This is a genomic window from Sphingobacterium rhinopitheci, assembly GCF_022627575.1.
Taxonomy (GTDB): Bacteria; Bacteroidota; Bacteroidia; order Sphingobacteriales; family Sphingobacteriaceae; genus Sphingobacterium; species Sphingobacterium rhinopitheci.
The window spans coordinates 258,314-283,002 of sequence record NZ_JADEYQ010000003.1 but is presented as its reverse complement, the minus strand read 5'-3'; the positions used below and the strand labels follow the sequence as shown (position 1 = coordinate 283,002).

At 35.9% G+C, this 24,689-nt stretch carries 19 protein-coding genes; 14 read left to right on the top strand and 5 right to left on the bottom strand.

Going from position 1 to position 24,689, the window contains the following annotated elements; translation table 11 throughout:
- The 10 genes from IP023_RS06045 (at window position 1) to IP023_RS06000 (ending at window position 12,572) form a co-directional block, all read left to right on the top strand.
- Window positions 1–861, top strand: coding sequence for an EboA domain-containing protein (locus IP023_RS06045; protein WP_241789363.1), 861 nt, complete (start codon window positions 1–3; stop codon window positions 859–861).
- A complete protein-coding gene (locus tag IP023_RS06040; RefSeq protein WP_241789362.1) occupies window positions 846–1,826 on the top strand; it encodes a TatD family hydrolase in 981 nt (326 codons plus the stop codon). The genes IP023_RS06045 and IP023_RS06040 overlap by 16 nt, the downstream gene beginning before the upstream one ends.
- A gap of 13 nt (window positions 1,827–1,839) precedes the next feature.
- Entirely contained in the window at window positions 1,840–2,709 is an 870-nt protein-coding gene (gene eboC / locus IP023_RS06035) for a UbiA-like protein EboC (protein ID WP_241789361.1), read from the top strand.
- Window positions 2,710–2,723: 14 nt separating this feature from the next.
- A complete protein-coding gene (locus tag IP023_RS06030) occupies window positions 2,724–3,905 on the top strand; it encodes a 3-dehydroquinate synthase (RefSeq protein ID WP_241789360.1) in 1,182 nt (393 codons plus the stop codon).
- The gene (gene eboE, locus IP023_RS06025) at window positions 3,892–5,112 is read left to right on the top strand and encodes a metabolite traffic protein EboE (protein ID WP_241789359.1); all 1,221 of its coding nucleotides are present in this window, start codon (window positions 3,892–3,894) and stop codon (window positions 5,110–5,112) included. Before IP023_RS06030 ends, eboE begins: the two co-directional genes overlap by 14 nt.
- Window positions 5,109–6,458, top strand: coding sequence for an alkaline phosphatase family protein (locus tag IP023_RS06020; protein WP_241789358.1), 1,350 nt, complete (start codon window positions 5,109–5,111; stop codon window positions 6,456–6,458). The genes eboE and IP023_RS06020 overlap by 4 nt, the downstream gene beginning before the upstream one ends.
- Before the next feature lie 96 nt (window positions 6,459–6,554).
- On the top strand, window positions 6,555–8,291 hold the full coding sequence (locus IP023_RS06015; protein WP_241789357.1) for an alpha-L-rhamnosidase-related protein: 1,737 nt from the start codon (window positions 6,555–6,557) through the stop codon (window positions 8,289–8,291).
- Between the two features lie 2 nt (window positions 8,292–8,293).
- On the top strand, window positions 8,294–11,143 hold the full coding sequence (locus tag IP023_RS06010; protein WP_241789356.1) for an alpha-L-rhamnosidase: 2,850 nt from the start codon (window positions 8,294–8,296) through the stop codon (window positions 11,141–11,143).
- A gap of 3 nt (window positions 11,144–11,146) precedes the next feature.
- On the top strand, window positions 11,147–11,464 hold the full coding sequence (locus IP023_RS06005; protein ID WP_241789355.1) for an L-rhamnose mutarotase: 318 nt from the start codon (window positions 11,147–11,149) through the stop codon (window positions 11,462–11,464).
- Between the two features lie 67 nt (window positions 11,465–11,531).
- Window positions 11,532–12,572: a GntR family transcriptional regulator gene (locus tag IP023_RS06000; protein WP_241789354.1), complete on the top strand. Its 1,041-nt coding sequence runs from the start codon at window positions 11,532–11,534 to the stop codon at window positions 12,570–12,572.
- A 47-nt stretch (window positions 12,573–12,619) separates the two neighbouring features.
- Here the strand turns inward: IP023_RS06000 and IP023_RS05995 are convergent, their stop codons facing one another.
- From IP023_RS05995 to IP023_RS05985, 3 genes are read right to left on the bottom strand one after another with little or no spacing between them, the layout of a single operon-like run.
- Window positions 12,620–13,195 carry a DUF4136 domain-containing protein gene (locus IP023_RS05995; protein ID WP_241789353.1) on the bottom strand — a complete coding sequence of 192 codons (576 nt, stop codon included), beginning with the start codon at window positions 13,193–13,195 and terminating at the stop codon, window positions 12,620–12,622.
- Window positions 13,196–13,252: 57 nt separating this feature from the next.
- The gene (locus tag IP023_RS05990) at window positions 13,253–14,887 is read right to left on the bottom strand and encodes an NAD+ synthase (protein ID WP_241789352.1); all 1,635 of its coding nucleotides are present in this window, start codon (window positions 14,885–14,887) and stop codon (window positions 13,253–13,255) included.
- 17 nt (window positions 14,888–14,904) lie between these two features.
- Complete coding sequence (locus IP023_RS05985; protein ID WP_241789351.1) at window positions 14,905–15,567, bottom strand: outer membrane beta-barrel protein; 663 nt, start codon at window positions 15,565–15,567, stop codon at window positions 14,905–14,907.
- A 486-nt stretch (window positions 15,568–16,053) separates the two neighbouring features.
- Between IP023_RS05985 and IP023_RS05980 the strand changes: the two genes are divergently transcribed.
- The 4 genes from IP023_RS05980 (at window position 16,054) to gldB (ending at window position 23,334) form a co-directional block, all read left to right on the top strand.
- Window positions 16,054–19,500 carry a SusC/RagA family TonB-linked outer membrane protein gene (locus tag IP023_RS05980; protein WP_241789350.1) on the top strand — a complete coding sequence of 1,149 codons (3,447 nt, stop codon included), beginning with the start codon at window positions 16,054–16,056 and terminating at the stop codon, window positions 19,498–19,500.
- An 11-nt stretch (window positions 19,501–19,511) separates the two neighbouring features.
- The gene (locus IP023_RS05975; RefSeq protein ID WP_241789349.1) at window positions 19,512–20,948 is read left to right on the top strand and encodes a RagB/SusD family nutrient uptake outer membrane protein; all 1,437 of its coding nucleotides are present in this window, start codon (window positions 19,512–19,514) and stop codon (window positions 20,946–20,948) included.
- Between the two features lie 33 nt (window positions 20,949–20,981).
- Window positions 20,982–22,136 (top strand): TlpA disulfide reductase family protein, encoded by a 1,155-nt coding sequence (locus tag IP023_RS05970; protein WP_241789348.1) that lies wholly within the window; start codon window positions 20,982–20,984, stop codon window positions 22,134–22,136.
- A 166-nt stretch (window positions 22,137–22,302) separates the two neighbouring features.
- Window positions 22,303–23,334 carry a gliding motility lipoprotein GldB gene (gene gldB / locus IP023_RS05965; protein WP_241789347.1) on the top strand — a complete coding sequence of 344 codons (1,032 nt, stop codon included), beginning with the start codon at window positions 22,303–22,305 and terminating at the stop codon, window positions 23,332–23,334.
- Between the two features lie 39 nt (window positions 23,335–23,373).
- Here the strand turns inward: gldB and IP023_RS05960 are convergent, their stop codons facing one another.
- Window positions 23,374–24,012 (bottom strand): FKBP-type peptidyl-prolyl cis-trans isomerase, encoded by a 639-nt coding sequence (locus IP023_RS05960; RefSeq protein WP_241789346.1) that lies wholly within the window; start codon window positions 24,010–24,012, stop codon window positions 23,374–23,376.
- Window positions 24,013–24,019: 7 nt separating this feature from the next.
- A complete protein-coding gene (locus IP023_RS05955) occupies window positions 24,020–24,664 on the bottom strand; it encodes an FKBP-type peptidyl-prolyl cis-trans isomerase (RefSeq protein ID WP_241789345.1) in 645 nt (214 codons plus the stop codon).
- Between the last annotated feature and the right edge of the window lie 25 nt (window positions 24,665–24,689).

Sequence of the window (24,689 nt, the reverse complement as noted above, 5' to 3'; positions counted from 1 at the left end):
ATGCGCTACCAAGAAATTAAAAATGAAGTTCTTGCTGCTGTCACCGCAGATGAGAGCAAATATTTACAAGATTGTTTTGATAAGATCAATACATCATATTCCACTAATTTTGTTCCTGTATTTTCTACCTTAAATCGAAACTTAAGTGTAGCTACTCGAGCAAAAACTATTATGTTTAAGGACGATGATCTGATTATTAACGATTGGGAAATAACACAGGTTATTCGCGTGTTATTTGTGTATGCTATCAATGAGGATAATCCGGATATTTATTATGCTTTTGTGGATCGCCTATTTGTGTATAGTTCTATAGAAGAGTTGTCTGCATTATATGCTTCCTTAAATATTCTTGAATTCCCGGAGAAATGGCAAGCGCGTTGTGCTGAAGGTATTAGAAATAATATAGAGAATGTTCAGAAGGCAGTTATGCTGGATAATAAATACCCCGCTAATTATTTGGATCAAGCGGCTTGGAATCAGTTAGTATTAAAAAGCTTCTTTACCCAAAAAAATGTCCTTCATATCTATGGTTTATTTGATCGTAACAATCAACATTTAGCCGAATCAATAGTTGATTATATTTATGAAAGGCATTCTGCGAAGCGCAATATTCATCCTATTTTATGGTTATTAGCCAAAAATAGCCTACCAGAAAGAGCCTTAAATATTCTTTGCGAAAGTATGGAAACGACAACGGATAGAATAGTTCAATCTATTTTGTTTCATGTTATGCTCGTTAATAATGATAAGCTAAAACTTAGTATCAATTTAGAATCCCTATCCAATAAATTAGAAATTATGCCTTTCTCGGAAGAAGTATTGGATGCCTATAAGAACGGAAAATTATGTGTACAGATTTAAACAGAGATTTAGCAAAGATGGGCAAACCAATGCCCCTAGATTTTGAGATTATTAAAGGATTGAAATTTGTCGACCCACATATTCATATGGTGTCGCGTACGACAGACGACTATCAAGCATTGTTTGATGCTGGCGTAATGCTAGTAATTGAACCTGCATTTTGGGTGGGCCAACCGAGAACCGGATTAAGTACCTTTCAAGACTATTATAGTAGTCTGATTGGTTGGGAGAGATTTAGAGCTGCGCAATTTGGTATACGACATTTCTGTACGATTGGATTAAATTCGCGTGAAGCGAACAACGAATCCCTTGCCGACCAAGTAATGGAAATGCTTCCTTTTTTTATCCATAAAGATGGTGTATTAGGTATTGGTGAAATAGGTTTTGACGATCAGACTCCGTTGGAAGAAAAATTCTATAGAGCACAATTAGAATTAGCTAAAGAAGCAAATATTCCTGTTCAGGTACACACCCCGCATCGCGACAAAACACGTGGAACACTACGTAGTATGGAAATCGCACTGGAGCATGGTTTGGATCCGAGTATGGTAATCATTGATCACAATTCTGAAGAAACGGTCAAAGATGTCTTGGATAGAGGCTTTTGGGCTGGTTTTACGATTTATCCATTCACAAAAATGGGAAATGAAAGAATGGTAGATATTGTGAAGCAATATGGCGCCGATAAGATAATGGTGAATTCTGCTGCCGATTGGGGGATTTCTGATCCTTTGGCTGTACCAAAGACCGCTTCATTGATGCTACAACGTGGTGTGGCATTGACTGATGTCGAAAAAGTAACGTATTCAAATGCATTAGAGGCTTTTGCTGTTCACAAGCATATTGATTTGGCTACTTTAGAGCAAACTTTGATAGCTGATCCAACCAGCAAATTTGAAGGTAATACCATATTGAGAGGCGGGCAACAGCCCCGTATAGATAAGTCTTCGATCATTATATCATAATTGATTTTCGATTATGAAAGCTTGGTTACAATTAATAAGGCCATCGAATGTACTTACCGCTATTTCGGATGTGCTTGCTGGTGTAGCAATAGCATGTTTCTTTACGCATGAAGCATTACCAACAATACAAACGCTGATTTGTGTGAGTCTATCGAGCATGTGTCTATATATGGGAGGTATTGTATACAATGATGTGTTTGATGCTAAATTAGATCGTATAGAACGGCCAGAAAGACCGATTCCTAGGGGACGGATATCTATATTATCTGCTTCATTCCTTGGCGGAATATCTTTTATGCTCGGCTGTTTATTGGCATATGCCATCAATATACATGCATTCTATATCGCTATAGCGATTGTATTGATGTGTCTATTATACAATGGTAAGGCCAAGCACCATTTTATTCTCGGTCCTATAGTGATGGGATGCTGTCGCGGTCTTAACCTATTATTAGGCGTGGCTGTCTTATCTGCGGTACCATCATTGTGGTACATTTCGATTGTACCCATATTGTATATAGCTGCGGTTACTAATATCAGTAGGGGTGAAGTGTATGGCAATAATAAGCGAGCGATATTGGTGTCATTAGTTATCTATTCGTTAGTGATTATTACTTTTATATATTTTACTGTGTTGAGTAAAAATTACGCCGCCTTGCTATTTCTCTTCTTGTTTGTGTTTATGATCCTCTCACCATTATTTAAAGCATTAAAATCCTTAGATCCTAGGGATGTTAAAAAATCCGTTAAATATGGTGTATTGGCACTTATCTTAATGAATGCCAGCTGGGCTGCTATTGCTGGTTTCTGGCTTATAGCGATTTTTATTTGTGCTACATTACCCTTGTCTATTTTACTAGCAAAGAAATATTCAGTAACTTAATTTTAACTATAATTATGGAAAATACGCTCATTCAAAACTTTGCCATTACATATTCCTATCCCATTGTTTTTACTGAAAAATTGTTTCAATTAACCAATACGGAGCTAAAGGATTTCCTTTACGAACATCGTAATCTATATTTCAAACAAAAGGTTTTGCTTGTAGTGGATGATGCAGTTTGGAAAACGCATCCTTATTTGTCGCACGATATACAAACTTATTTTGATGCTATTGATTGTGTTCAATTAGCTAAAGCTCCTTTGATAATAGCCGGTGGAGAGCGATGTAAGAATGATACGCAAGTATTGGATTCCATTATTAAAGTGATCGATGACTATGGTATTGATAGGCATTCGTATGTGATAGGCCTTGGTGGTGGAGCTGTTTTGGATTTAGTAGGGTTTGCGGCAGCGGTATCACATAGAGGAATTCGCCACATCCGAATTCCTACCACTGTATTGTCACAAAATGATTCTGGTGTAGGTGTGAAAAATAGTGTTAATTATAAAGGAAAGAAAAATTTCTTAGGAACATTTGCGCCCCCAGTAGCCGTTTTCAATGATTTTTCACTATTATCCTCTTTGGACAGTCGCTCTTGGGTGGCGGGGATTTCTGAGGCCATCAAAGTGGCATTGATAAAAGACCTTCCGTTCTTTAACTGGATTTGTGATCATGCTGTATCACTACGTCAACATGATTCAATCCATATGAAGGAATTGATATTCCGTTGTGCTGATTTGCATCTAGAACATATCCGCAATGGTGATCCTTTTGAATACGGATCTTCTAGGCCTTTGGATTTTGGGCATTGGAGCGCACATAAATTAGAACAACTTACAGATTTTAGTTTATTGCATGGCGAAGCGGTAGCTATTGGTTTGGCTATTGATGTGTTATATTCTCATTTTATTGGCAATATTAAGGAAGAGGAAGCCTTTCTAGTGATTAACCTAATGCAAGAATTAGGATTACCAATTTATCATGAAATTCTATCTTCAGCAGATAATCTTGATAAATTATTAGCTGGGCTCATCGAATTTCAGGAGCATCTGGGTGGTCGTCTTACTGTCGTGTTACTTGAAGAGATGGGGAGAGGTAAAGATTATCATGAAATAGATCCTGCGCTCGTGCGTAGAGCTATTGATTTTTTAAAAAAGTATCAACAAATTCCAAACCTTATCCATGAAAATAGCTAATACACACCTATCGTATTGTACAAATATTCATGGCGGTGAATCTTGGGATGATCATTTCCGTGAACTTCAAACTTATGTTCCATTAATAAAAGCAGAAATATGTCCTGATCAATCTTTTGGTCTCGGATTGAGATTGTCTGCTCAAGCAAGTCAGGCATTAATTATTCCGGACAACTTAGCTGTTTTCAAATCTTGGTTGCAGGAAAATAATGTTTACATATTCACGATGAATGGATTTCCTTATGGGGATTTTCATCTTAAGGAAGTAAAGGACAAAGTGCATTTCCCAGATTGGACAACTGGAGAGCGTTTGAATTATACCTTAAATCTGTTCGATATATTAGCACAATTAATCCCTCAAAATGAAGAAGGAGGTATTTCAACTTCACCACTTAGTTATCGTTTTTGGTTTGAAGAGGGAACCGCTGCTTGGCAAGATATGAAACAAGCAGCTACGCTGAATATAGTGAAGGTAGCTGAATATTTATACCTGAAGGAGCATGACACAGGAAGATATATGCACCTTGATATTGAGCCTGAACCTGACGGTGTGATAGAGAATGCAGCAGAATTTATTCATTGGTATCAGGAAGAATTGCTGACAAGTGCTCAAGGTTATTTTAAGGATCGATTAGGATTAAATAAGGAAGATGTTAAGGTATTAATAAATAGGTATATATGCTTGTGTTATGATGTGTGTCACTTTGCATTAGCATATGCTGAACACGCTCATGTGATGGATCAGTTAGCAGATTTGAATATTAAAATAGGGAAATTTCAAATTAGTTCTGCGCTAAAGGTCGATCTCTTGGAGGATACTGTAGATAGATTAGCTAAAAAAGAAGTCCTCAAAGAATTTGATGAACCTATTTATTTGCATCAAGTGATCGCACGGAAAAAGGATGGAACTTTAGTCAAATACCGAGACCTGCCCCAAGCATTGCCTCACATTGATAACCCCCAACATGTAGAATGGCGTAGTCATTTTCATGTGCCTATTTTTTTAGCGAAGTATGCTGAGGTAGCATCTACACAACAAGATATTCTGGAGGTATTAGCATTGCATAATAAGCACAGTAGAACTAATCATATTGAAGTAGAAACCTATACTTGGGGCGTATTACCCAAATCATTGCAAGCATCGATAGAATCTTCTATTAGTAGAGAATTGCAGTGGTTATTAGATCAAATAGAAGTTAAATCATGAAAAGAGTTGCCGTTATTGATGTCGTAGGACTATCTTCTTCTGTAATTGGTGTACATACTCCATTTATAAATCAATTTATTCAACGCAATAAATTGCAAAAAATAAAACCTATCCTACCTGCTGTCACAACAGCTGCACAAACCACATATTTGACAGGTGAATTGCCCGCGGTGCATGGTATTGTTGGCAATGGATGGTATGATCATATAGATGCTGAAATAAAATTTTGGAAGCAATCTAATAAATTGGTGTGCGCAGAGAGTATATGGACGACAGCAAAAAAAATAGATCCCAATTTTACATGCGCCCAAATGTTTTGGTGGTATAATATGTATAATGATGCTGACTTTTCTGCTACACCACGACCCAACTACCTAGCTGACGGTCGCAAGAAGCCTGATTGCTACACATTTCCTAATGAGTTGCGTGATCAATTGACAGCCAAATTTGGTGAATTTCCATTGTTTAATTTTTGGGGGCCCAATGCCAATATTAAATCTTCACAATGGATTGCTAATGCAGCTATGTATGTCGAAGAGCAACATCAGCCAACACTAAATTTAATTTACTTGCCTCATCTTGATTATTGTCTGCAAAAATTTGGCCCTGCATTAGATACCATCGCTAAAGAATTGCTGGAGATTGATGAACTAGTAAAGAGATTGGTTGTTTTTTTTGAAAGCCGCGGGGTAGAGGTTGTTCTTTTGTCTGAATATGGTATTTCACCAGTTAATAACCCTATTCATATTAATAGAATATTGCGAAAAGAAGGCCTTTTGGATATTCGCGTGGAGCGAGGCCTGGAATTACTTGATGCTGGTGCTTCTGCTGCATTTGCAGTTGCCGATCATCAAATAGCACATATCTATACCAAATCCGAAGAAATTACCAATCGTGTCAGAAAAATATTGCTAGATATACATGGTATTGATAAGGTACTGGATAGACAGGAACAAACAAACTACGGTATTAAGCACAATCGAGCAGGTGATCTAGTTGTATTGGCAGATCAATCGTCTTGGTTTACCTATTACTTTTGGTTAGATGATACGAAGGCGCCTGACTATGCACGTATGGTGGATATTCATAAGAAACCGGGTTATGATCCTGTCGAAATGTTTATGACATCCAAATCCCGTGCTATTTTTAAATTGTTAATTCGAAAATTGGGAATTCGTGCGCTATTAGATATCACGCCTTTGGACGCTAATCTGCCTAAGGGGTCACATGGTGTCATAGATATTGATGAGCAATATTATCCCATATTGATTGGCAATGGCCTGAAGGAAAACTATTATGAGGCAATAGAAATTAAACAATTTTTATTAGATAAGATTTTTAATTAAACTGGTTTTAAAACTTTCATAACTGTGCTACAAACGGATAGTGCAGGATAGTGGGATTAATTAGAATGGGTATCTTTAAAAATCAATAACCAAATTATGAAACCTATAAGCCTATTATTTTTATTCATAGCTATTGTTTCTGCAGCACAAACTAATGTGTTTGCACAGAAAAAATTATCTGATCAATACCAACAAATTAGTGCACTTTCGCGTGCTTATGTTCATCCAACCCGTATTGTATGGAAAGATGGAAATGTTGCGCATGAAGAGTATTTACTAAAGCAAGGGAATGGCCAAGCCAATCTATATAATCCACATTCCATTATCCTCAAAAATAATGGAAATGAAACCAGCAGTATTCTCGTAGATTTTGGTAAGCAAATGAATGCTTCCATTGAAGTAGTGACGGGAATGTGGGCTGGTAATAATTTACCTAAAAATGTACGTATACGTTTTGGGGAATCAGTAAGTGAAGCAATGTCGGATATCGGTGAAAAAGGTGCCACCAATGATCATGCTGTTCGCGATTTTATTATGCCATTACCATGGCTTGGTAAAAATCAATCTGGTGAATCTGGATTCCGATTTGTACGTATTGATTTTTTGGAGCCCAATGCGGAGTTACATCTCCGAGAATTGCGTGCAGTAGCTACATTTAGAGATATACCTTACTTAGGATCTTTTAAAAGTAACGACGAGCGTCTCAATAAAATATGGGATGTAGGTGCTTATACTGTTCATGTCAATATGCAAGATTATTTATGGGATGGCATCAAACGTGATCGTTTGGTCTGGGTAGGTGATCTTCATCCTGAGGTGGCTACGGTGAATGCTGTTTTTGGGTACAATGAAGTAGTACCTAAGAGTTTGGACCTGGCGAGAGATGCAACACCATTGCCAGGATGGATGTGTGGACATAGTAGTTATTCTATGTGGTGGATCATATTACATTATGATTGGTACATGCACTATGGGGATAAAGAATACTTGAAAGTACAGCTTCCATACCTCCAAGATCTTGTGAAGCAGATTATTTCCAAAGTCAAAGATGGGAAAGAAGAAATGGATGGCGCTCGCTTTTTAGATTGGCCTTCTAGTGAAGATAAAGCAGCGGTACATGCAGGATTGCAAGCGATGACAGTGATGTCATTACAAGATGCTGCTTTTTTATTTAATGTATTAGGTGATGTAGAATCCAAAAAATTATGCGACCAAACGGTGGCTGCAATGCGAAAAATAGTGCCTCCACACAATAATTCTAAGCAAGCAGCAGCACTATTGTCACTGGTAAATATGATGGATACACAACAGGCATTTAAGGATGTATTAGCAGTAGGTGGTGCAAAGAATTTCTCTACCTTCTATGGCTATTATATGTTGGAAGCGATGGCTAAGGCAGGAAAGTATCAAGAAGCAATGGATATCATATCTTCTTATTGGGGAGGAATGTTGGACTTAGGGGCTACTACTTTTTGGGAAGACTTTAATATGGATTGGATTCCCAATGCTTCACGTATTGATGAAATTGTCCCTCCAGGAAAAGTAGATATTCATGGCGATTTCGGTGCGTATTGTTATATAGGGCATCGCCATAGTTTAGCACATGGTTGGGCAGCTGGTCCTACAGCATGGTTATCTGCTCATGTATTAGGTGTAAAAGTCGCTGAACCAGGCGGAAAAGTATATACCGTTAAACCTAATCTTGGAAATCTTGAATGGGTAGAAGGGACGTTCCCAACACCATATGGTGTAATTGAGGTGAAACATACACGACAAGGAAACAAGATTGTATCGGATATCAAAGCTCCTAATGAGGTAACTATTATAAATTAATTATGATCTATTATTGTAAATTTTTAGCCGTATTCCTATGTGCTATTGTTAGCTATCCTAGCATTGCTTCTATAGTACCCGAATATTTAAGAGTGGAATACAAAATAAATCCCTTCGTGGAGGAAGCTAAACCTCGATTAAGTTGGGAATTGAAAGGTGATGGTTTTAATCAATCTCAATCTGCTTATCATATTCTTGTCGCTAGTTCGGAGAATTTATTAGAACAAAATATTGGCGATGTTTGGGATTCAGGCAAAATATTGTCTAATCAAACTAACCAAATAGAGTATGCCGGGAATACCCTTAAATCTGGGCAAAAGCTATGGTGGAAAGTACGTACTTGGGATCAAAATAATAATGCCGGAGATTGGAGCACGATCAATTTTTGGGAGATGGGGATGTTGAATCCTTCGGATTGGAAAGCCGCATGGATAGGTTATAATTTGAACGATAAAGCGCCTAAAGGAGAATATGATTTACCACCCTCTCCATATTTGAGGAAAGAGTCAACAATCAATAAACCTATTCAATCAGCACGATTATATATTAGTTCATTGGGCTTGCATGACTTTTATGTGAATGGAAATAAAATTGGAAACGATTATTTTGCTTCGGGTTGGACCGAATACAACAAACGTGTTTATTATAACGTATATGATATTACCAAAGAGTTGAAGGCTGGTAACAATGCCTTCGCTGCTGTACTCGGGAGTGGTTGGTATGCTGGGTATTTGGGCTATGCTTTGTTAGTGGGGACAAAGACAGTTAACCGTTTCTATGGTGAAATCCCTTTATTGAAAGCGCAAATAGAAATCAAATATACCGATGGAACATCTTCAGTAGTGGCTACTGATAAAACATGGAAAGCAACAGAAGGTGCTATTCGTGAAGCTGATTTCTTGCAGGGTGAATTTTACGATGCTACTAAAGAAATAAGGGGTTGGAATAAGCCTAATTTCAATGATAATAGTTGGAAGCCTGTACAAGTATATAGCGATAAAGCAGAACAAAAGATGCAAATTTATCCGAGCAATCCGGTGCGTGTATTTCAAGAATTGAAAAGTAAAGATATCCGTAAAATTGCTGATGAAAAATATATTATTGATTTTGGACAAAACTTCGCAGGAAATATTAAGCTTAAGGTAAAAGGAAATAAAGGGGATACAATAACATTTCGATATGGTGAAATGTGCTACCCTGATGGTTCGCTAATGACAGAAAATCTTCGCAGAGCGAGAGCAAAGGATACGTATATTCTCAAAGGTGATCCTAATGGCGAGATATGGTCGCCCAGTTTTACTTTTCACGGTTTTCAATTTGTCGAAGTAGCAGGATTAAAACAAAAACCTACTAAGGATTTTTTAACAGGTTTAGTACTAACTTCGGATTTGAATACCGTAGGACATTTTGAGTCTAACAATCAAATGCTGAATCAGCTTTATAGTAATATCGTATGGACCCAGCGGGCCAATTATATTGACATCCCTACGGATTGTCCGCAACGTGACGAACGTCTTGGTTGGACGGGAGACGCTCAGGTATATATGAGATCTGCAGCTTTTAATGCTGATATAGCACCTTTTCATAAGAAATGGATACGAGATTTGAATGATGCACAGTGGCCTAGTGGTGCCTATCCTGTATATGCCCCGAATCCTATCAATAGCAAAGGGGAATCCGCAATTAGAGCATCGGACACTTTCTCTCCGGGATGGTCCGAGGCGGGCATAATATGTACCTATGAAATATTTAGAGCGTACGATGACCGCAGAATAGTGAAAGAATCTATGAATGATATGGTACGTTTTATGGATTTTCTGAAGCAAAGAACTAAAGATGGGATATTAATTGAAGGGAGTTTTGAGGATGTTAGTCCAAAGGGAGGTTTTGCGGATTGGTTATCTATAGGTAAAAAAGCAAGTCCTGATATGCTTGCTACAATCTATTATTTCTATTGCAATAAATTGATGTATGAAATGGCAGTCGCAATAGATGATTTGGCATTAGCCGAACGCTTTAAAAGTGACCTTAATCAAACCAAAGTTAATTTCAAAAAACATTATATGGCTGACGATGGACGTTTAGTCGTTAATGAAGCCTTTTATGGAGATGGGGCAGGCTACGTGGATGGCTCAAATGGCTTCTCGGGGCATACGCAGACTTCTTATGCTAATGCTTTATATGCTGGAATCTTGAATGAAGAGGATATCCCTAAAGCAGCCCATTATTTGAGACTATTGGTGGAGCAAAATGGGGATAAATTGACGACTGGTTTTCTTGGCTTCAAACCTTTGTTACCTGCATTGTCTGCTTCAGGTTCTTCTGATAAAGCTTATGCATTAATTCTAAGTACTGAATATCCATCTCTAGGCTATGAAGTCGTGAATGGCGCTACCTCTATTTGGGAAAGATGGGATAGTTATAAAAAAGGGGAAGGTTTTATGCACAATGCTGCTATGAATTCATTTAGTCATTATGCATATGGAGCTGTAAATGAATGGATTTTTGAAAATATGATAGGCATCAAATCCTTAGAAAATGGGTTTAAACGTGTTAAAATTAAACCTGAAATTCCATTAAATGGCATAAATAGTGTCAAAGGATCATATCGTTCGATGGCTGGCCTAATTAGTTCTTCATGGAATAATACTAATTCTGCTATAACACAAGAGATTGGTATCCCTGTAAATGTTATCGCTGAGGCTTACATTCCTTCGGGAGCTACTAACATACTAATCAATGGCCTAGCTTTAGATAAATCACCTCTTGTACGCTCGATCTCTAATGATGCGAAAAATCTAATAATTGAATTAGGCTCTGGGAAATATACTATTAATTTTATCAATCAATAAAATATGTCTGTTGTAGCATTTAAAATGAAATTGAAATCGGGTGTGGTTGAAGAGTATCAAAGAAGACATCGTACAATTTGGCCTGACTTAGTCAAACATTTAAAAGAAATGGGTCTATCGGAATATAGAATTTTTTTGGACCCAGATGACCAGCAAACATTATTTGCGATTCAGACACGTGCTGGTAATTATGATGATACACAATTGAGAAATCATCCTATAATGAAACAATGGTGGGATTATATGGCTGATTTGATGTATGTAGAAGATGATAATTCGCCTGTAGCAAGTTCGCTTACTGAAGTTTTTTACATGCCTTGAATGTATAGGATATGGTATTTATATAAAAGAATTGTATATTTAAATATATCAATTATGCCTATTTCCTATGACAACTACAATTTCAGAGTTTTTAGACTCTATAGAAATTAGTGATTTTTCTGCTACTCCTAAATATCAGCAACTAGCCGATTCTGTTATTAGCGGAATTCAAAACAGAAGATTTAGAAAGGGAGATGTATTGCCTTCGATCAATGAGTTTAGTAATTATTTAGAAATATCTAGGGATACTGTAGAAAAGGCTTATAGATTTCTTAAAAATAGAGAGATTATTTCTTCGACTCCTGGTAAAGGATATTTTATCGCTAAAAATGAGGTAAAAGACGGTGTGAAGATTGCTTTTTTACTCAATAAGTTAAGCGAGCATAAGAAAATTGTTTACGATTCTTTTGCACGTGAAATTGGGGAATGTGCTGCTTTGGATCTATTTGTGTATAATAGTGATATTGCCTATTTGAAATCTTTGCTCGCTAATCTCACAAAATCATATGATTATTATGTGATATTTCCTCATTTCAGGCAAGGATCTGACAAAGCTGCTGAGATAATAAACAAATATATCCCGACGGGAAAATTATTGTTATTAAGTAAATTTATACCTGATATAGAAGGTGAATTTCCTGCAGTATATGAAAATTATGAAGCTGATATCAATATTTCATTAAATAATGCTTTAGCTAATCTAAAAAAATACAAAACGTTAAAACTTGTTTTTCCGGATCACAGTGATTACCCAAAAGCAATAATAAAAGGCTTTTATAAATTTTGTCAAGAAAATAAAATGCAGCATATTCTAGTGTCTAACTTAAAAAATGAAAAGATAGAAGCTGGTACATGTTACATTAATATTGCAGAGAAAGATCTCGTCGTATTGATAGAGAAAATAAATAAAAAAAATCTCCTTGTTGGTACTGATGTTGGACTCATCTCATATAATGAAACGCCATTGAAAAAATATATCTTGAATGGAATTACAACGATTTCTACAGATTTTGATTTTATGGGTAAGGCTGCCGCTCAGTTGATATTGACTAATTCTACTCAACATATTGAAGTCCCTTTTCATCTGATTATTCGGGATTCAATTTAATATACAAAAAAGGGCTTTTGATCTCAAAAGCCCTTTTTTATGCGATGTTATTTTTTGATTTTAATAGGGTATTCTTTAATTATACCACTAATTATTTTGGGAATGTCGTTGATTGCATCTTCAGGATCGTTGACTTGTGAAGTACCTCTCGCTTGCCAAACGACAGTATTTGTTTGGCGATCTACTGCTTCGATGATGATATGACCGTAGCGTACTCTTTCTTTTCCGATCGGAAAGGATGTTGAATAACCCATGTATCCGCCCCACGGTCTGTACCAACCCCAAGGTCCACCCATTCCAAAGCCAAATGAGTAGTTACTATAAATTTCTTTACTCTTATTATTTACTATCGCTATATAGCGAAATAATAATTCCGGATCATTCTTGGTATACGTAAGACCCCTAGCTTCCAATTCTTGGTTTGCTGTAGTTAGGATCTTGCTTTTTGCAATATCATTATTAAAATAATCCTTTGATAGAGAATCTATAGGTGGTAACCATGCATAAGTTTTAAACTGTTTAAAATCTATACTTTCAACCCGTGTAGTATGAAATTTTTGTGAAGAACATGAAGCAATCAAAAGTGCTACAACTCCTACTATAAAAAATGAAAATTTTCTCATAATATTAAAACATATATTATTGATTTAGACCTATTGGAATAAACATGGTTTAATCCACTAAAAAATAAATTTAGAAACCAATGGCATTTGTCGTCCGGTACCAAAAGCCTTAGGACTAACACGTAAAATAGGTGGTGCTTGGAAACGCTTAAATTCGGCGTTATGAAGCAACTTGGCAATACGTAGAACGAGCGATTCATCGAAGCCCAATGACAGCAGTTCTTGACCAGATTTCTCTTTCTCGATTAATAAATAGAGAATGGAATCTAGCACATCATACTCCGGAAGTGAATCCGAATCTTTTTGATCTGGTCTTAATTCTGCAGATGGTGGTTTTACAATTGTATTGATCGGGATTATTTCACGGTCTCTATTGATGTATTTTGCCAATTCGAAAGCTTGGGTCTTATACACATCACCGATCAAACTCAAGGAACCTGCCATATCTCCATATAAAGTACCATAACCTACAGCAGCCTCACTTTTATTGGATGTATTGAGCAATATGTGACCAAATTTATTGGATATTGCCATCAGTAGTGTTCCACGTGTGCGTGCCTGTATGTTCTCTTCCGTAAGATTTGCTTGAAGTCCTGCAAATGCTTCACTCAAGGTATTTTCAAAGGAAGAAGCGATATCCTTTATAGGAAGAATGAGGTGTTCACAGCCTGTATTTGTCACCAAATCTAAAGCATCTTTGATCGAATGATCACTTGAATATATGGATGGCATCAATACGGCGAGTACATTTTTGGCTCCTAATGCTTCGATAGCAAGCGCAGCAACAATAGCGGAGTCAATACCTCCAGATAAGCCTAATACTGCTTTTTTGAATCCTGATTTTGAAAAATAATCGCGTAGCCCTAAAATTAATGCTTGATGTATTAAAGCGATTTCCGTATCATTTGTCGTACTTCCTTTTCCTGCAAAATCACTGTTTTCGAAATCTACATATTGAAAGTCTTCAGCAAATTTGGCCAGTTCTTTTACAATGTCTCCATTTTTATTTAAAACCAGCGAACGGCCATCAAAAATGATATCTGTATGTGCACCGATTTGGTTCACATAGATCAATGGTGCATTCGCTTTCTTTATATTATTCCTAAGTACTTGAATCCTTTCTTCATGCTGTATATATGAAAATGGTGATGCCGCAATATTAATTATTATGTCTGGATTCTCTGCTGCCAATTCGGCCATTAAGTCGCCCACATATGAATTGTCTTTGTCGTCATCCCAAAGGTCTTCACAGACAGTTAAGGCTATTTTTTTGCCATTTAGCTGTACACAGTTGGTCGCCTTATTGGGTTCAAAATATCGGTACTCGTCAAAAACATCGTAATCAGGAAGAAGTGATTTATGTCTATATTCTTGAATTTTACCTTTTGAAAGGACAGCAGCCGAGTTGAAGAGTGGTTTACCTTCTTGATCCACATTCTTAGTAGGGCAGCCGATTATACAGTCTATAGTATCACATTGTGAAGCTATTCGCTGCAGCGATTGTTCACATTGTTGTATAAAAATATCATTGCGTAACAAATCCTTAGCAGGATATCCACCTATTGCTAATTCTGCAAAAATGATCAATTCAGCATGTTCATTTTTAGCTTTATTAATGGCATCTATAATCTTCGATTCATTGGATTCGAAGTGGCCAATATGATAGTTGAGTTGGGCTATTGCTATTTTCATAAGGTATTACAAATATATTAAAATAATATCCCGATGTTAAGTGCTAAGTAAGAAGTTTTTGGTTTACCAGAATTATTAATCGCTCTAGAAAAACCATTGTTAAAAGATAATCCTGTCAGCAAGGACAAGTTATTGTTTAGCTTCCATTCTGCGCCTCCGCCAATTTGTAAGCCTAGACGGAAAATATCTGCCCCTTGAATTGCTGTTGAGTTCCTAGCACCTGTTATTTTTTCCTTTCCTGCTACTTTTATACCTGCAGTAAAACCAAACTGTCCATAGAAGCGACCCATTTCATTTTCTTCACTTTTTAATTTTACGGTTAATGGAATATCAATGTATTGTAATCTTATGAAATCTCTGTTTTCGGTCAATTCACTATTTAGGGATGATCCTATGCTGTTTATTAAGAATCCTGTAGAAAAGTAATAGTTGTTAGCAAAACCTAAATCTGCTAATAATCCATACGAAAAGCCCATCTTCGTGCCGCTATTATAATTCTCATTTGTATACCTGTACCAGCCTAGGTTTGGGTTTATGGCTAAGCCTAATCTAAAATTTTTGTTTTCTATGTTTGAGCCTCTTGCGCTGTCATAGTTTTGTGCTTTTACGCTACTATAAGGTGCCATCATTACCATAATAACTCCTAATGTGGGGAGTATATTTTTCGATAGATTAATCATTTCTTTAAAGATTATTTAGTAAATTTTTATTTAAACAAATGCAAATTAACGAAAATTTATTTCGTGATATATTTATTATTACGTTGACTTGTAGTCTTGAAACTACAATATTATAATCTCTTTTTTTAGCGGGTAATTTGCCCTTTTAATTGCTTTTAAGTGATCTGTGTTTATATTTTAAGCTGTTTTGTCTATTTTTTATTGATGTGATATTATATTTCAGACTGTAGTATTAGTATGTTTTTTAATATTTTCAGAAGTTAATGCAGTTAAATAAAAGTTAATTATTTATTTTTGAAAGAAATTGTATAATCAATTCCTAATAGTTACTCGAATTCGTAAGTGCTAAATTTCTACTGATTTAAATACGCAGATGTTTTTATTTCATTTAGTTTTTTTGTCTAGAACTATCTTTTTCTTCAACTATAGCATTATTGGAATTATTTACAGTAATACATTTATGAACTACATAAACTAAATGGTAATATGAAAGAATTTCTTCCTATCCAAAAGATGAAAATTATTTATAGTGAAAATGCGTTGTTAAGAATAATTTCAGTTTGTTTATTTCTATTGATTGTCAATGTTTCGCAACTCTCTGCAATTGATAGTAAATATGTAAATAGGAGCGATCGTGCAACTAATATCCTTGTAAAAAATGCAACGGTACAAATGTCAACCGCACAACAGGCTTTGGAGGGAAGGGTTGTAGATAGCCATGATGTTCCTTTATATGGTGTTTCCATTCGGGTTCAAGGGCGGGATATAAAGAGTAGTACGAATTCAAAAGGGCTATTTTCACTGCTTAATCTGGAGAAAAATGATGTTTTAATATTTAGCATGACTGGTTTTGTAACGCAGCAGATTGTTTTTACAGATCAGGCTACGCTAACGGTTTCTATGTTAAGTGCTTATATTGATATTGATGCTGTTGATGTCATCAATACGGGCTACCAACAAATAGCAAAGGAACGTAGTGCTGGATCTTTTGCTAGACCAGATATGAATACGATAGCTAATAGGAGTACAAGTATGAATATTTTGCAGCGTTTGGATGGGTTGGTACCTGGGTTGACGGTCAATAATAATCCTAATGGTGCTAATGCTATATTGGTTCGTGGCTTGACGACGATCGAAACCAACCAAAATCCACTCTATGTCGTAGATGGTATTCAGATGGATAATATTTCAACGATAAATCCTCAAGACGTAGCAGAGATAACTGTATTGAAAGATGCAACAGCGTCTTCTATTTGGGGATCAAGGGCCTCCAATGGTGTGATTGTGATAACGACAAAGAAAGGAACAGTTAATGAAACCATTAAATTTAGTTATGATGCTTTTTACAATCATCAAGGACGACCTAATTTGGATTATTTTAAAATGCTCAATAGTAAGCAGTTTGTTGATGCTTATGAATCGATATTTGCCAATACGGACTATACTGATCTTTATCCTTGGTCGCGGGTATCAGGAAACAGGGATATTAATGGGACTGGGGTTGCACCATACGAATTGATACTATATAACCAGCAGAGAGGTTTGATTGATCCATTACAAGCACGTAATAGTTTGGATAGCTTAGGAAGATTGGATAACAGACAGCAAATAAGAGATTTGCTTTATCAGAATGCGTTTATCCTTAATCAAAATCTCGGCATATCTGGAGGTTTTAATAAATACTCTTTTTACGGTTCTTTGTCGCATAGCAATATCAATGGCAACCGTCCTAATGTAAATAATCAATCCTATAAGGTTAATTTAAGACAAGATTTTACTTTCAATAATGCTATTCGTGCTTTTTTAATTTCTGACATTACTCATATTAGAAATAGAAATCAATCAAATCTGAATGTGCAGGGAAGTTTTTATCCTTTTCAATTGTTTCAAGACGAAAGTGGGAATCCTATTTCGGCGCCTTATCTAGTTCATTTTTCTGACCAAATGCGCGCTAATTTTGAAAATCGTAGTGGTATTGGATTAGATTACGTGCCATTGGAAGAGATGAAATATGGTCAATTACGAACCGAAGGATTGAATGCCCGCTTATTGGCTGGGATTAATGTCAAATTGTGGAAAGGTTTAAGCTTTGATGCTGTATATGGTTATATAGCTAATAGGATGACCACTCGAAACCTCCGCGATGGACAGAGTTACGCTATTCGAAGTGAGAATGTACAATTTACAGTGTCTGGGGTCAATGGTGGCGCGCCGACATACCATCTGCCTATCACAGGAAGTCTATACTCTTTGAGTAACAGCAATGCTAAAAATTGGACTTTGCGTAATCAATTGACTTATACGAATGTATGGGATCAAGGTACACATGAAATTAATGTATTAGTAGGGCAAGAGGCACAAGAGCAGTCTATAATTAGTAACACTACCACTGTCCGTGGTTTTAATGAACTATTACAAACGACAACTTTAGTGGATTATCAACGACTTTCGAGCGTTGGCTTGCGAAATACTGTATGGCCTAATAACCCTGGTGGAGTAAGTAGATTATCTACTGCTCCTCCATTAGCAGAGTCAGAATCTATCGTACGTTTCCAATCATATTATACCAATCTTGGGTATACCTATTTACAGAAATATACTTTAAATGCAAGCTGGCGTATAGATGAAAGTAACTTGTTTGGGCGTGACAAATCGGCACAAAATAAACCTGTTTGGAGTGTCGGTGCCCGATGGAATATATCTAAAGAGAAATTTATGGATAACCAACAATTTTGGCTCAAGAATGTCGCATTACGTACCAGCTATGGTGTCACCGGCAATGCACCCAGTCCTGGGACGGCGTCATCTTTTGATATATTGAGCCCATCCAGAAGTAGCTTTTTCCTTGGTGGGAGTGGTTTAAATTTATCTAGTCCTGCAAATCCTAGATTAACTTGGGAGAGTACAAAGACCTTGAATTTTGGCGTTGACTTTTCATTATTTGAAAATAATAGACTTTCCGGAACTTTAGATATATACCGTAAAAAAACTGCCGATTTGATTGGACGTTTGGCGATTAATAGCCTGACGGGTTATAATACCATACAAGGAAATATGGGCGAGATGGAGAACAAAGGTATAGAAATAGGATTGTTTAGTAGAAATATCATTAAATCCAATTTTGACTGGTCTTCCTCTTTTGTAATGGCATATAATAAAAATATAGTGAAAAACTTGGTAAGTTCTTTCCCTATTTCAATAGGAGACGAATTACTACGTTTGATTTTTGTAAATGAGTATCCTGCTTATTCTTTATTTGCCTATGATTATGCTGGCTTAGATAATATGGGTGATCCACAGATTCGATTAGCAGATGGTACTATTACTAAGGATGTCAATGGTGATGAAACTATGCCTCAAGATATGCTCCATATGGGGACTTATCAGCCGGTATGGTCTGGGGGATTCGGTAATACATTTCGATATAAATCTTTTACCCTAGCGGCAAATCTTTCTTATAATTTGGGGCATGTGATGCGTCGTGATGTAAATATGTTTTATGATGGACGCTTTGCACATTCTAACGTTAACATTCCACGGGCAGAGTTTGATGGCAATATTCATGAGGAATTTGCTAATAGATGGCAGAATCCAGGTGATGAGCTTAGGACCAATGTGCCTTCTTATATGCCTAGTTTGTCAGCTTCATTAGCACGACGTGATATCAATAAATATGTATTTGCAAATACAAATGTCCTTAGCGCTTCTTATATCAAGCTGCGTGATATTACGTTGGTTTATAGGCTATCGGATGCTGTAAATCGTAAATTACATACAGACGCTATAAGTTTTCGTTTGCAGCTCTCTAATGTCATGATTTGGAAGGCTAATACGTATGGAATTGATCCTGAGTTTAACGCTCCAATCAACGGAACACGGATCATGCCTTTAAATCAAGGTACAATTACATTTGGTACAACTATTAAATTTTAACAGCAGCACTTATGAATTTTACAAAGTCAGTTTTTATACTTATCACAGCCTTAGTAACTTCTTTACTTAGTAGTGGCTGTAAAAAGGATTTTTTGGAGATTTTGCCCAAAGGAAGATTAATTGCTACAACGACAAATGACTATAATTTGTCCTTGAATAATCTCTCCTTATTAACAGTTAGTTTTCTAGGCGAACCCTTAGCACCAGTTGTACTTGGTGATGAAATTGTTTCTGTAGAGCCTTATTTTATGAGTTCTGTTAGACGCTATCAACGGTTATTTCGCTTTGAAGATCATATTTATAATGCAGATGAAGACGCATACGAATTGATACGTCCGATGCAGAATATTTACGTCTATAATAAAATTATTAACGAAGTCATGTCTTCTGCAGGTGGCAGCGAAGCGCAAAAACGAAGTATTCAAGCGGAGGCACGAATAGGAAGAGCATGGACTTATTTTTTGTTAATCAATTTTTATGGTAAGCATTACAATGAAAATACTGCTGCGCTAGATCCAGGTTTTCCTATTATAATTCAAAATGATTTAGCTGCTACTAATTTTAGTCGTAATACTGTACAAGAAGTTTATGATTTTATTATTGAGGATTTAACGTTGGCTTTAGAAGATGCACCAATAGTATTAAGCAGTAGATTGCGTGCCTCGAAGCCTGCTGCTGAGGGATTATTAGCCAAAGTATATACGTATATGGGTAGGTATTCGGATGCCTTGCCCTATTATAATAGTGCCTTGAATAGCATCCCTAATTCTCCTGTTCGCTTAGGTTTAATAAATTATGAAAACTTGGAGATGGACGAACCTTTTGGATATGATTTCCCTCTTACACCAGATAATTCTGAAATCATATATGCCAAACAAATTGATAATACTTTTAGCGATTTTTATAATGAGTTAGTTGTTAACTCGGCTGTTTCATCATTATATAGCACTTCTGATTTTAGAATGGGCACTTATACTGGTGTTACCATATTTGGAGAACCTTATTTGCCGGGCTTTTTACGACGCAATAGCCCTTCCTCTATTCAAATAGGTGTTACACTACCTGAGTTGTATCTTTTGCGTGCGGAATGTTTCGCTCGTTTGGGACAATTGCAAGCTGCAATAGCAGACCTTGAAACTCTTCGTGCGGCACGAATCAAAGAAGATGAAGAAATAAAAGTACCTGCTTTAGCCATGTCGTCAAGGGAAAATTTAGTCCGTTTTGTATTTGAAGAACGTTTACGTGAATTTGCTACGCTTGGATTTCGTTGGTATGACATGCGCCGTATGGTGGGAGATCCAATTTTTGAATCTACTACTTACAATCATTTATTATATAATGAAGATGGATCTGTTAAAGATATTTTTTTAATGAATCCTAATCGATTAGTGTTGAAAATTCCTGCAAAAATTATGCTTCAAAATCCAGATATGCAAGATAATCCATAATACCGTATGCACATTTAAAAACTAAAAATTGAAATGAAAAATTTGCTACTATTGTTATTCCTTTTTTGTTCAGTAATGCTCTATGGGCAAGGATATACCTTAAAACTCAAAATCGAAAACCAATCTACTAATAAGTTTACTTTGGCTTATAATATCGGCGATGACTTAGTTATAGATTCTAGTGCTGTTCCAATTGACGGATGGATGGTGTTTAAGGGAAATATTGAAGAGCCTGTAGTTGCTAATGTAATCATACGTAATCATCCAAAATTACAAATTGATTTAGATCAAGGCATGATACCAGGTCCAGCATTACGGTTAATCTTGTCTAATGATATAATAGAGGTACTAGGGGACGCAAATACATTGTATGCAGCTACTGTTATTGGTGGAAAAGCAAATACTGAATGGGCAGCGATCAAATCCGAACAAGCTATGATTGAAGGGGCAAATTGGTTGTTGATGAAAAAATATTATGCCACTAAAAATACGATGTCAGCAGAAGAAGAGAAAACTTTAATCTCCACTTTGACTGAAAATCAGAAAATAAGTAATGAGTTGAGAAATCAGTTTTTGGAGAAGAATCCTAGTTCATTAGTTAGTTTATTCTATTTGACTGAAATGATGTATGCAGAACTATCTCTAGAGGAATTAAAGGCTGCCTATAATAAGATAGATGATACGTTAAAATCTCATTCCTACGCTACTAGTATTGTACAGTTGATGTCTAATTTGGAAAAAGCTGCAACAGGACAGAAGGCAATTAATTTTCAGCGAATTACGAACAATGGAGAGAAGTTTAATTTGAATGATCTTAAAGGTAAATATGTGTTACTTGATTTTTGGGGTAGCTGGTGCATGCCATGTCGTCAATCCCATCCTCATTTAATAGAATTATATAATAAATATCGAGGGGATGATTTTGAACTTGTCGGTATAGCATTTGAGACGAGTAAAAGTATAGAACAGGCTAATTATACTTGGAAAAAGGCTATTGAAGAGGATAAACTCAAGTATATAAATGTATTGAACAATACGGATATGGACCAAGTTGATATCGTCACTGCTTATGGTATCTCTGCATTTCCAACCAAAGTACTATTAGATAAAAATGGAATTATTATAGCACGCTGGTCAGGTGATGATCCTGGTTTAGATCGTACATTAAAAGATATTTTCGGCTTTTAGTTTAATAAATTCTGCTTTAGAGGGATCTCCAAATTTGGGGAGCCCTCTTTAATTATTTGGTTGAAAAGAATTTTGTTTTTTGTTCATTTTACAAAGTATAAATCTTCTTTACGATTACTATTTCGCTATATTTATAGTGAAACCTAATAGTAACTAATTGTAAATCATGGCTAGAGTAGTAAATGGATATTTATTTTTATTAATAGTTTTTATTACTTCGTGTCAGGAAGATAATCCTTATAATAGGCCTGATGTATCTGCAATTGATCTTGATCTCAAAATAGATCGTTTTGATCAAAAATTAAAACATGTGTCCAGGGAAGAAATATTGACGTATAATACAATTTGGCAACATGAGTATCCTTATTTCTATCCCGATTATATGTTTGAGATGCTTGAAATAGGAAATCCTAAAGATAGTATTCTTATAGAGAATGTATTGGGACAGGTGTTACAGAAGAAAGATTTTATAGATTTAGCGAATGCTGTGACAAAGACTTTTCCAAATCTGACACTACAAGAAAAAGAACTGACACAGGCTTTTAAGTATATCAAATACTATTATCCCGATTATAAGGTGCCTCAGATAATAGCCTTTATAGGTGGTTTTTCCTTTCAAACGCCTTTGGGAGAAGATTATATTGGTATAGGCCTAGATATGTTCCTTGGGGTAGATTCTGAATTTTATCCTGCGCTGATAAAATCTATTCCAATGTATATATCACGAAGATTCACGCCAGCCAATATTACCCCTCGGCTAATAGAAACGGTATTGAGGGAAGAGATATTGCCGCTCTCCAGTACTACAAATAATACGTTACAGCATATGATATATAATGGTAAAATAATGTATGCAATGGATGTAATCTTGCCAGACGCAAAGGAGGAAGACAAGATAGGTTATACCAAAGAACAATGGGAATGGGCCAAGCGCTATCAAAAAGATATATGGGCTTGGTTTATACAAGAGAAACTGCTGTATAATACAGATTATCCACGCATTCAAAAATATTTCTCCGAAGCACCTTTTACACCTGAGCTAGGGGAGAATAATTCATCTTCTCCTAAGTTAGGTACCTATATTGGATGGATGATTGTACGTGAATACATGAAAAGAAATCCTCAGCTAAGTTTAAAGCAGTTATTGGAAAATAATGATGCTCAGCAAATACTGGAAGGCTCCAAATTTAGGGGGTAAAAAAAGGGATTCAAATTTTGAATCCCTTTTTCTATCAGTTTATTTTATCTCTGATACTTCGATCTCGAAGTATAATGGTGAGTTAGCTGGAATCTTGATGGCATTCGTTTTAGGGTCTTTTACTTCTGCTCTATCATAAGCATAGGGCGATGAAGTTACAAATCGAATCTTAGAACCTTTCTTCAATCCAGTATTTGTTAACCCTGTTATCGGGAATGTATTACCATTCAAAGTAATAGATTTTGGTAAGAATGCGATTTGCCAAGCTCTTATTAAGTTTCCACCTAAGGTGAATTCTGCAAATTTACCTTCTTCAGTTTTATCAAATACATCTCCATTTAGTAAAGTACCTTTGTATTTTACCTCTACAGTAGGGGCTAGTATTTGACCAAAGCTGTTGATGGTATATGTATAGGAGTTTTCTTCCCCTGGAGCATCTACAATAAACCATATCCCAAGAGAATCAACTAACGTAGCTCCCGGCATATTTGCATCTACAAATGTTTTTAATGCAGGAGCTTGGCTTGCTATAAGTCCTTCAACTCTTGCATTTTCTATTGAATCTAGTCGTTGTTGCTCTTTTTGTGAAGCAGCATAATCAAAATCATCTTTATTACAAGATGCTAAGATGAAAAGTGCACTTAATAATGTTAATAGAGATAGGTGTAATTTTTTCATGTAATGATTAATTTGTAATTTCTAATACCTCAAATTCATATACCAATGGTGAATTGGCAGGGATATTTGTTTGAGAAGAACTGCCATATGCATAGTATGATGGCGTTATAACTTTAAATTTGCTACCTTTCTTAAGACCATCTTTTGTTAAACCACCAAGGATAATGTCATTCGCATTGAACTTGATAGAATACGGGAAGAAAGAAATGTACCAAATAGAGGTGATCTTTGTAGAATTAACACCTAGGTTATAATCAGTACCTACTACGTCTGATTCTACTATAGTATCATCTAAAAGTCTAGCAGTATATTTTAATTTTAGCTTTGGATAGGTAATCGCTGTACCCGTAGCATTCAATGAATAAGAGTACGAATTGTCTGTTGGTTGACTCTCCACTACATACCAAATACCTCTTTTTACTTTTTTATTTAAGTAAGTAAAATTATTCGTTAAAGTATCTTCTATTGCATTGGGCATAAATTCATTTTTATAGGCTTCGATTTTTACTTTCTGCGCTGATAAAAGTGAATCTAATGTTTGCTCTTGCTTTAAGTACTCACCTTCATAATCGAAAGTGTCTTTATTGTTACATGAGCTTAACACAAATGATCCTAATGCAATTACTAATGCTGTTTTAAAAAGTTTATTCATAACTATGGATATATATATATATTTT

Coding starts and splice junctions, on each gene's coding strand:
- IP023_RS06045 (WP_241789363.1), top strand. CDS start 1: ATGCGCTACCAAGAAATTAAAAATGAAGTTCTTGCTGCTGTCACCGCA.
- IP023_RS06040 (WP_241789362.1), top strand. CDS start 846: ATGTGTACAGATTTAAACAGAGATTTAGCAAAGATGGGCAAACCAATG.
- eboC (WP_241789361.1), top strand. CDS start 1,840: ATGAAAGCTTGGTTACAATTAATAAGGCCATCGAATGTACTTACCGCT.
- IP023_RS06030 (WP_241789360.1), top strand. CDS start 2,724: ATGGAAAATACGCTCATTCAAAACTTTGCCATTACATATTCCTATCCC.
- eboE (WP_241789359.1), top strand. CDS start 3,892: ATGAAAATAGCTAATACACACCTATCGTATTGTACAAATATTCATGGC.
- IP023_RS06020 (WP_241789358.1), top strand. CDS start 5,109: ATGAAAAGAGTTGCCGTTATTGATGTCGTAGGACTATCTTCTTCTGTA.
- IP023_RS06015 (WP_241789357.1), top strand. CDS start 6,555: ATGAAACCTATAAGCCTATTATTTTTATTCATAGCTATTGTTTCTGCA.
- IP023_RS06010 (WP_241789356.1), top strand. CDS start 8,294: ATGATCTATTATTGTAAATTTTTAGCCGTATTCCTATGTGCTATTGTT.
- IP023_RS06005 (WP_241789355.1), top strand. CDS start 11,147: ATGTCTGTTGTAGCATTTAAAATGAAATTGAAATCGGGTGTGGTTGAA.
- IP023_RS06000 (WP_241789354.1), top strand. CDS start 11,532: ATGACAACTACAATTTCAGAGTTTTTAGACTCTATAGAAATTAGTGAT.
- IP023_RS05995 (WP_241789353.1), bottom strand. CDS start 13,195: ATGAGAAAATTTTCATTTTTTATAGTAGGAGTTGTAGCACTTTTGATT.
- IP023_RS05990 (WP_241789352.1), bottom strand. CDS start 14,887: ATGAAAATAGCAATAGCCCAACTCAACTATCATATTGGCCACTTCGAA.
- IP023_RS05985 (WP_241789351.1), bottom strand. CDS start 15,567: ATGATTAATCTATCGAAAAATATACTCCCCACATTAGGAGTTATTATG.
- IP023_RS05980 (WP_241789350.1), top strand. CDS start 16,054: ATGAAAGAATTTCTTCCTATCCAAAAGATGAAAATTATTTATAGTGAA.
- IP023_RS05975 (WP_241789349.1), top strand. CDS start 19,512: ATGAATTTTACAAAGTCAGTTTTTATACTTATCACAGCCTTAGTAACT.
- IP023_RS05970 (WP_241789348.1), top strand. CDS start 20,982: ATGAAAAATTTGCTACTATTGTTATTCCTTTTTTGTTCAGTAATGCTC.
- gldB (WP_241789347.1), top strand. CDS start 22,303: ATGGCTAGAGTAGTAAATGGATATTTATTTTTATTAATAGTTTTTATT.
- IP023_RS05960 (WP_241789346.1), bottom strand. CDS start 24,012: ATGAAAAAATTACACCTATCTCTATTAACATTATTAAGTGCACTTTTC.
- IP023_RS05955 (WP_241789345.1), bottom strand. CDS start 24,664: ATGAATAAACTTTTTAAAACAGCATTAGTAATTGCATTAGGATCATTT.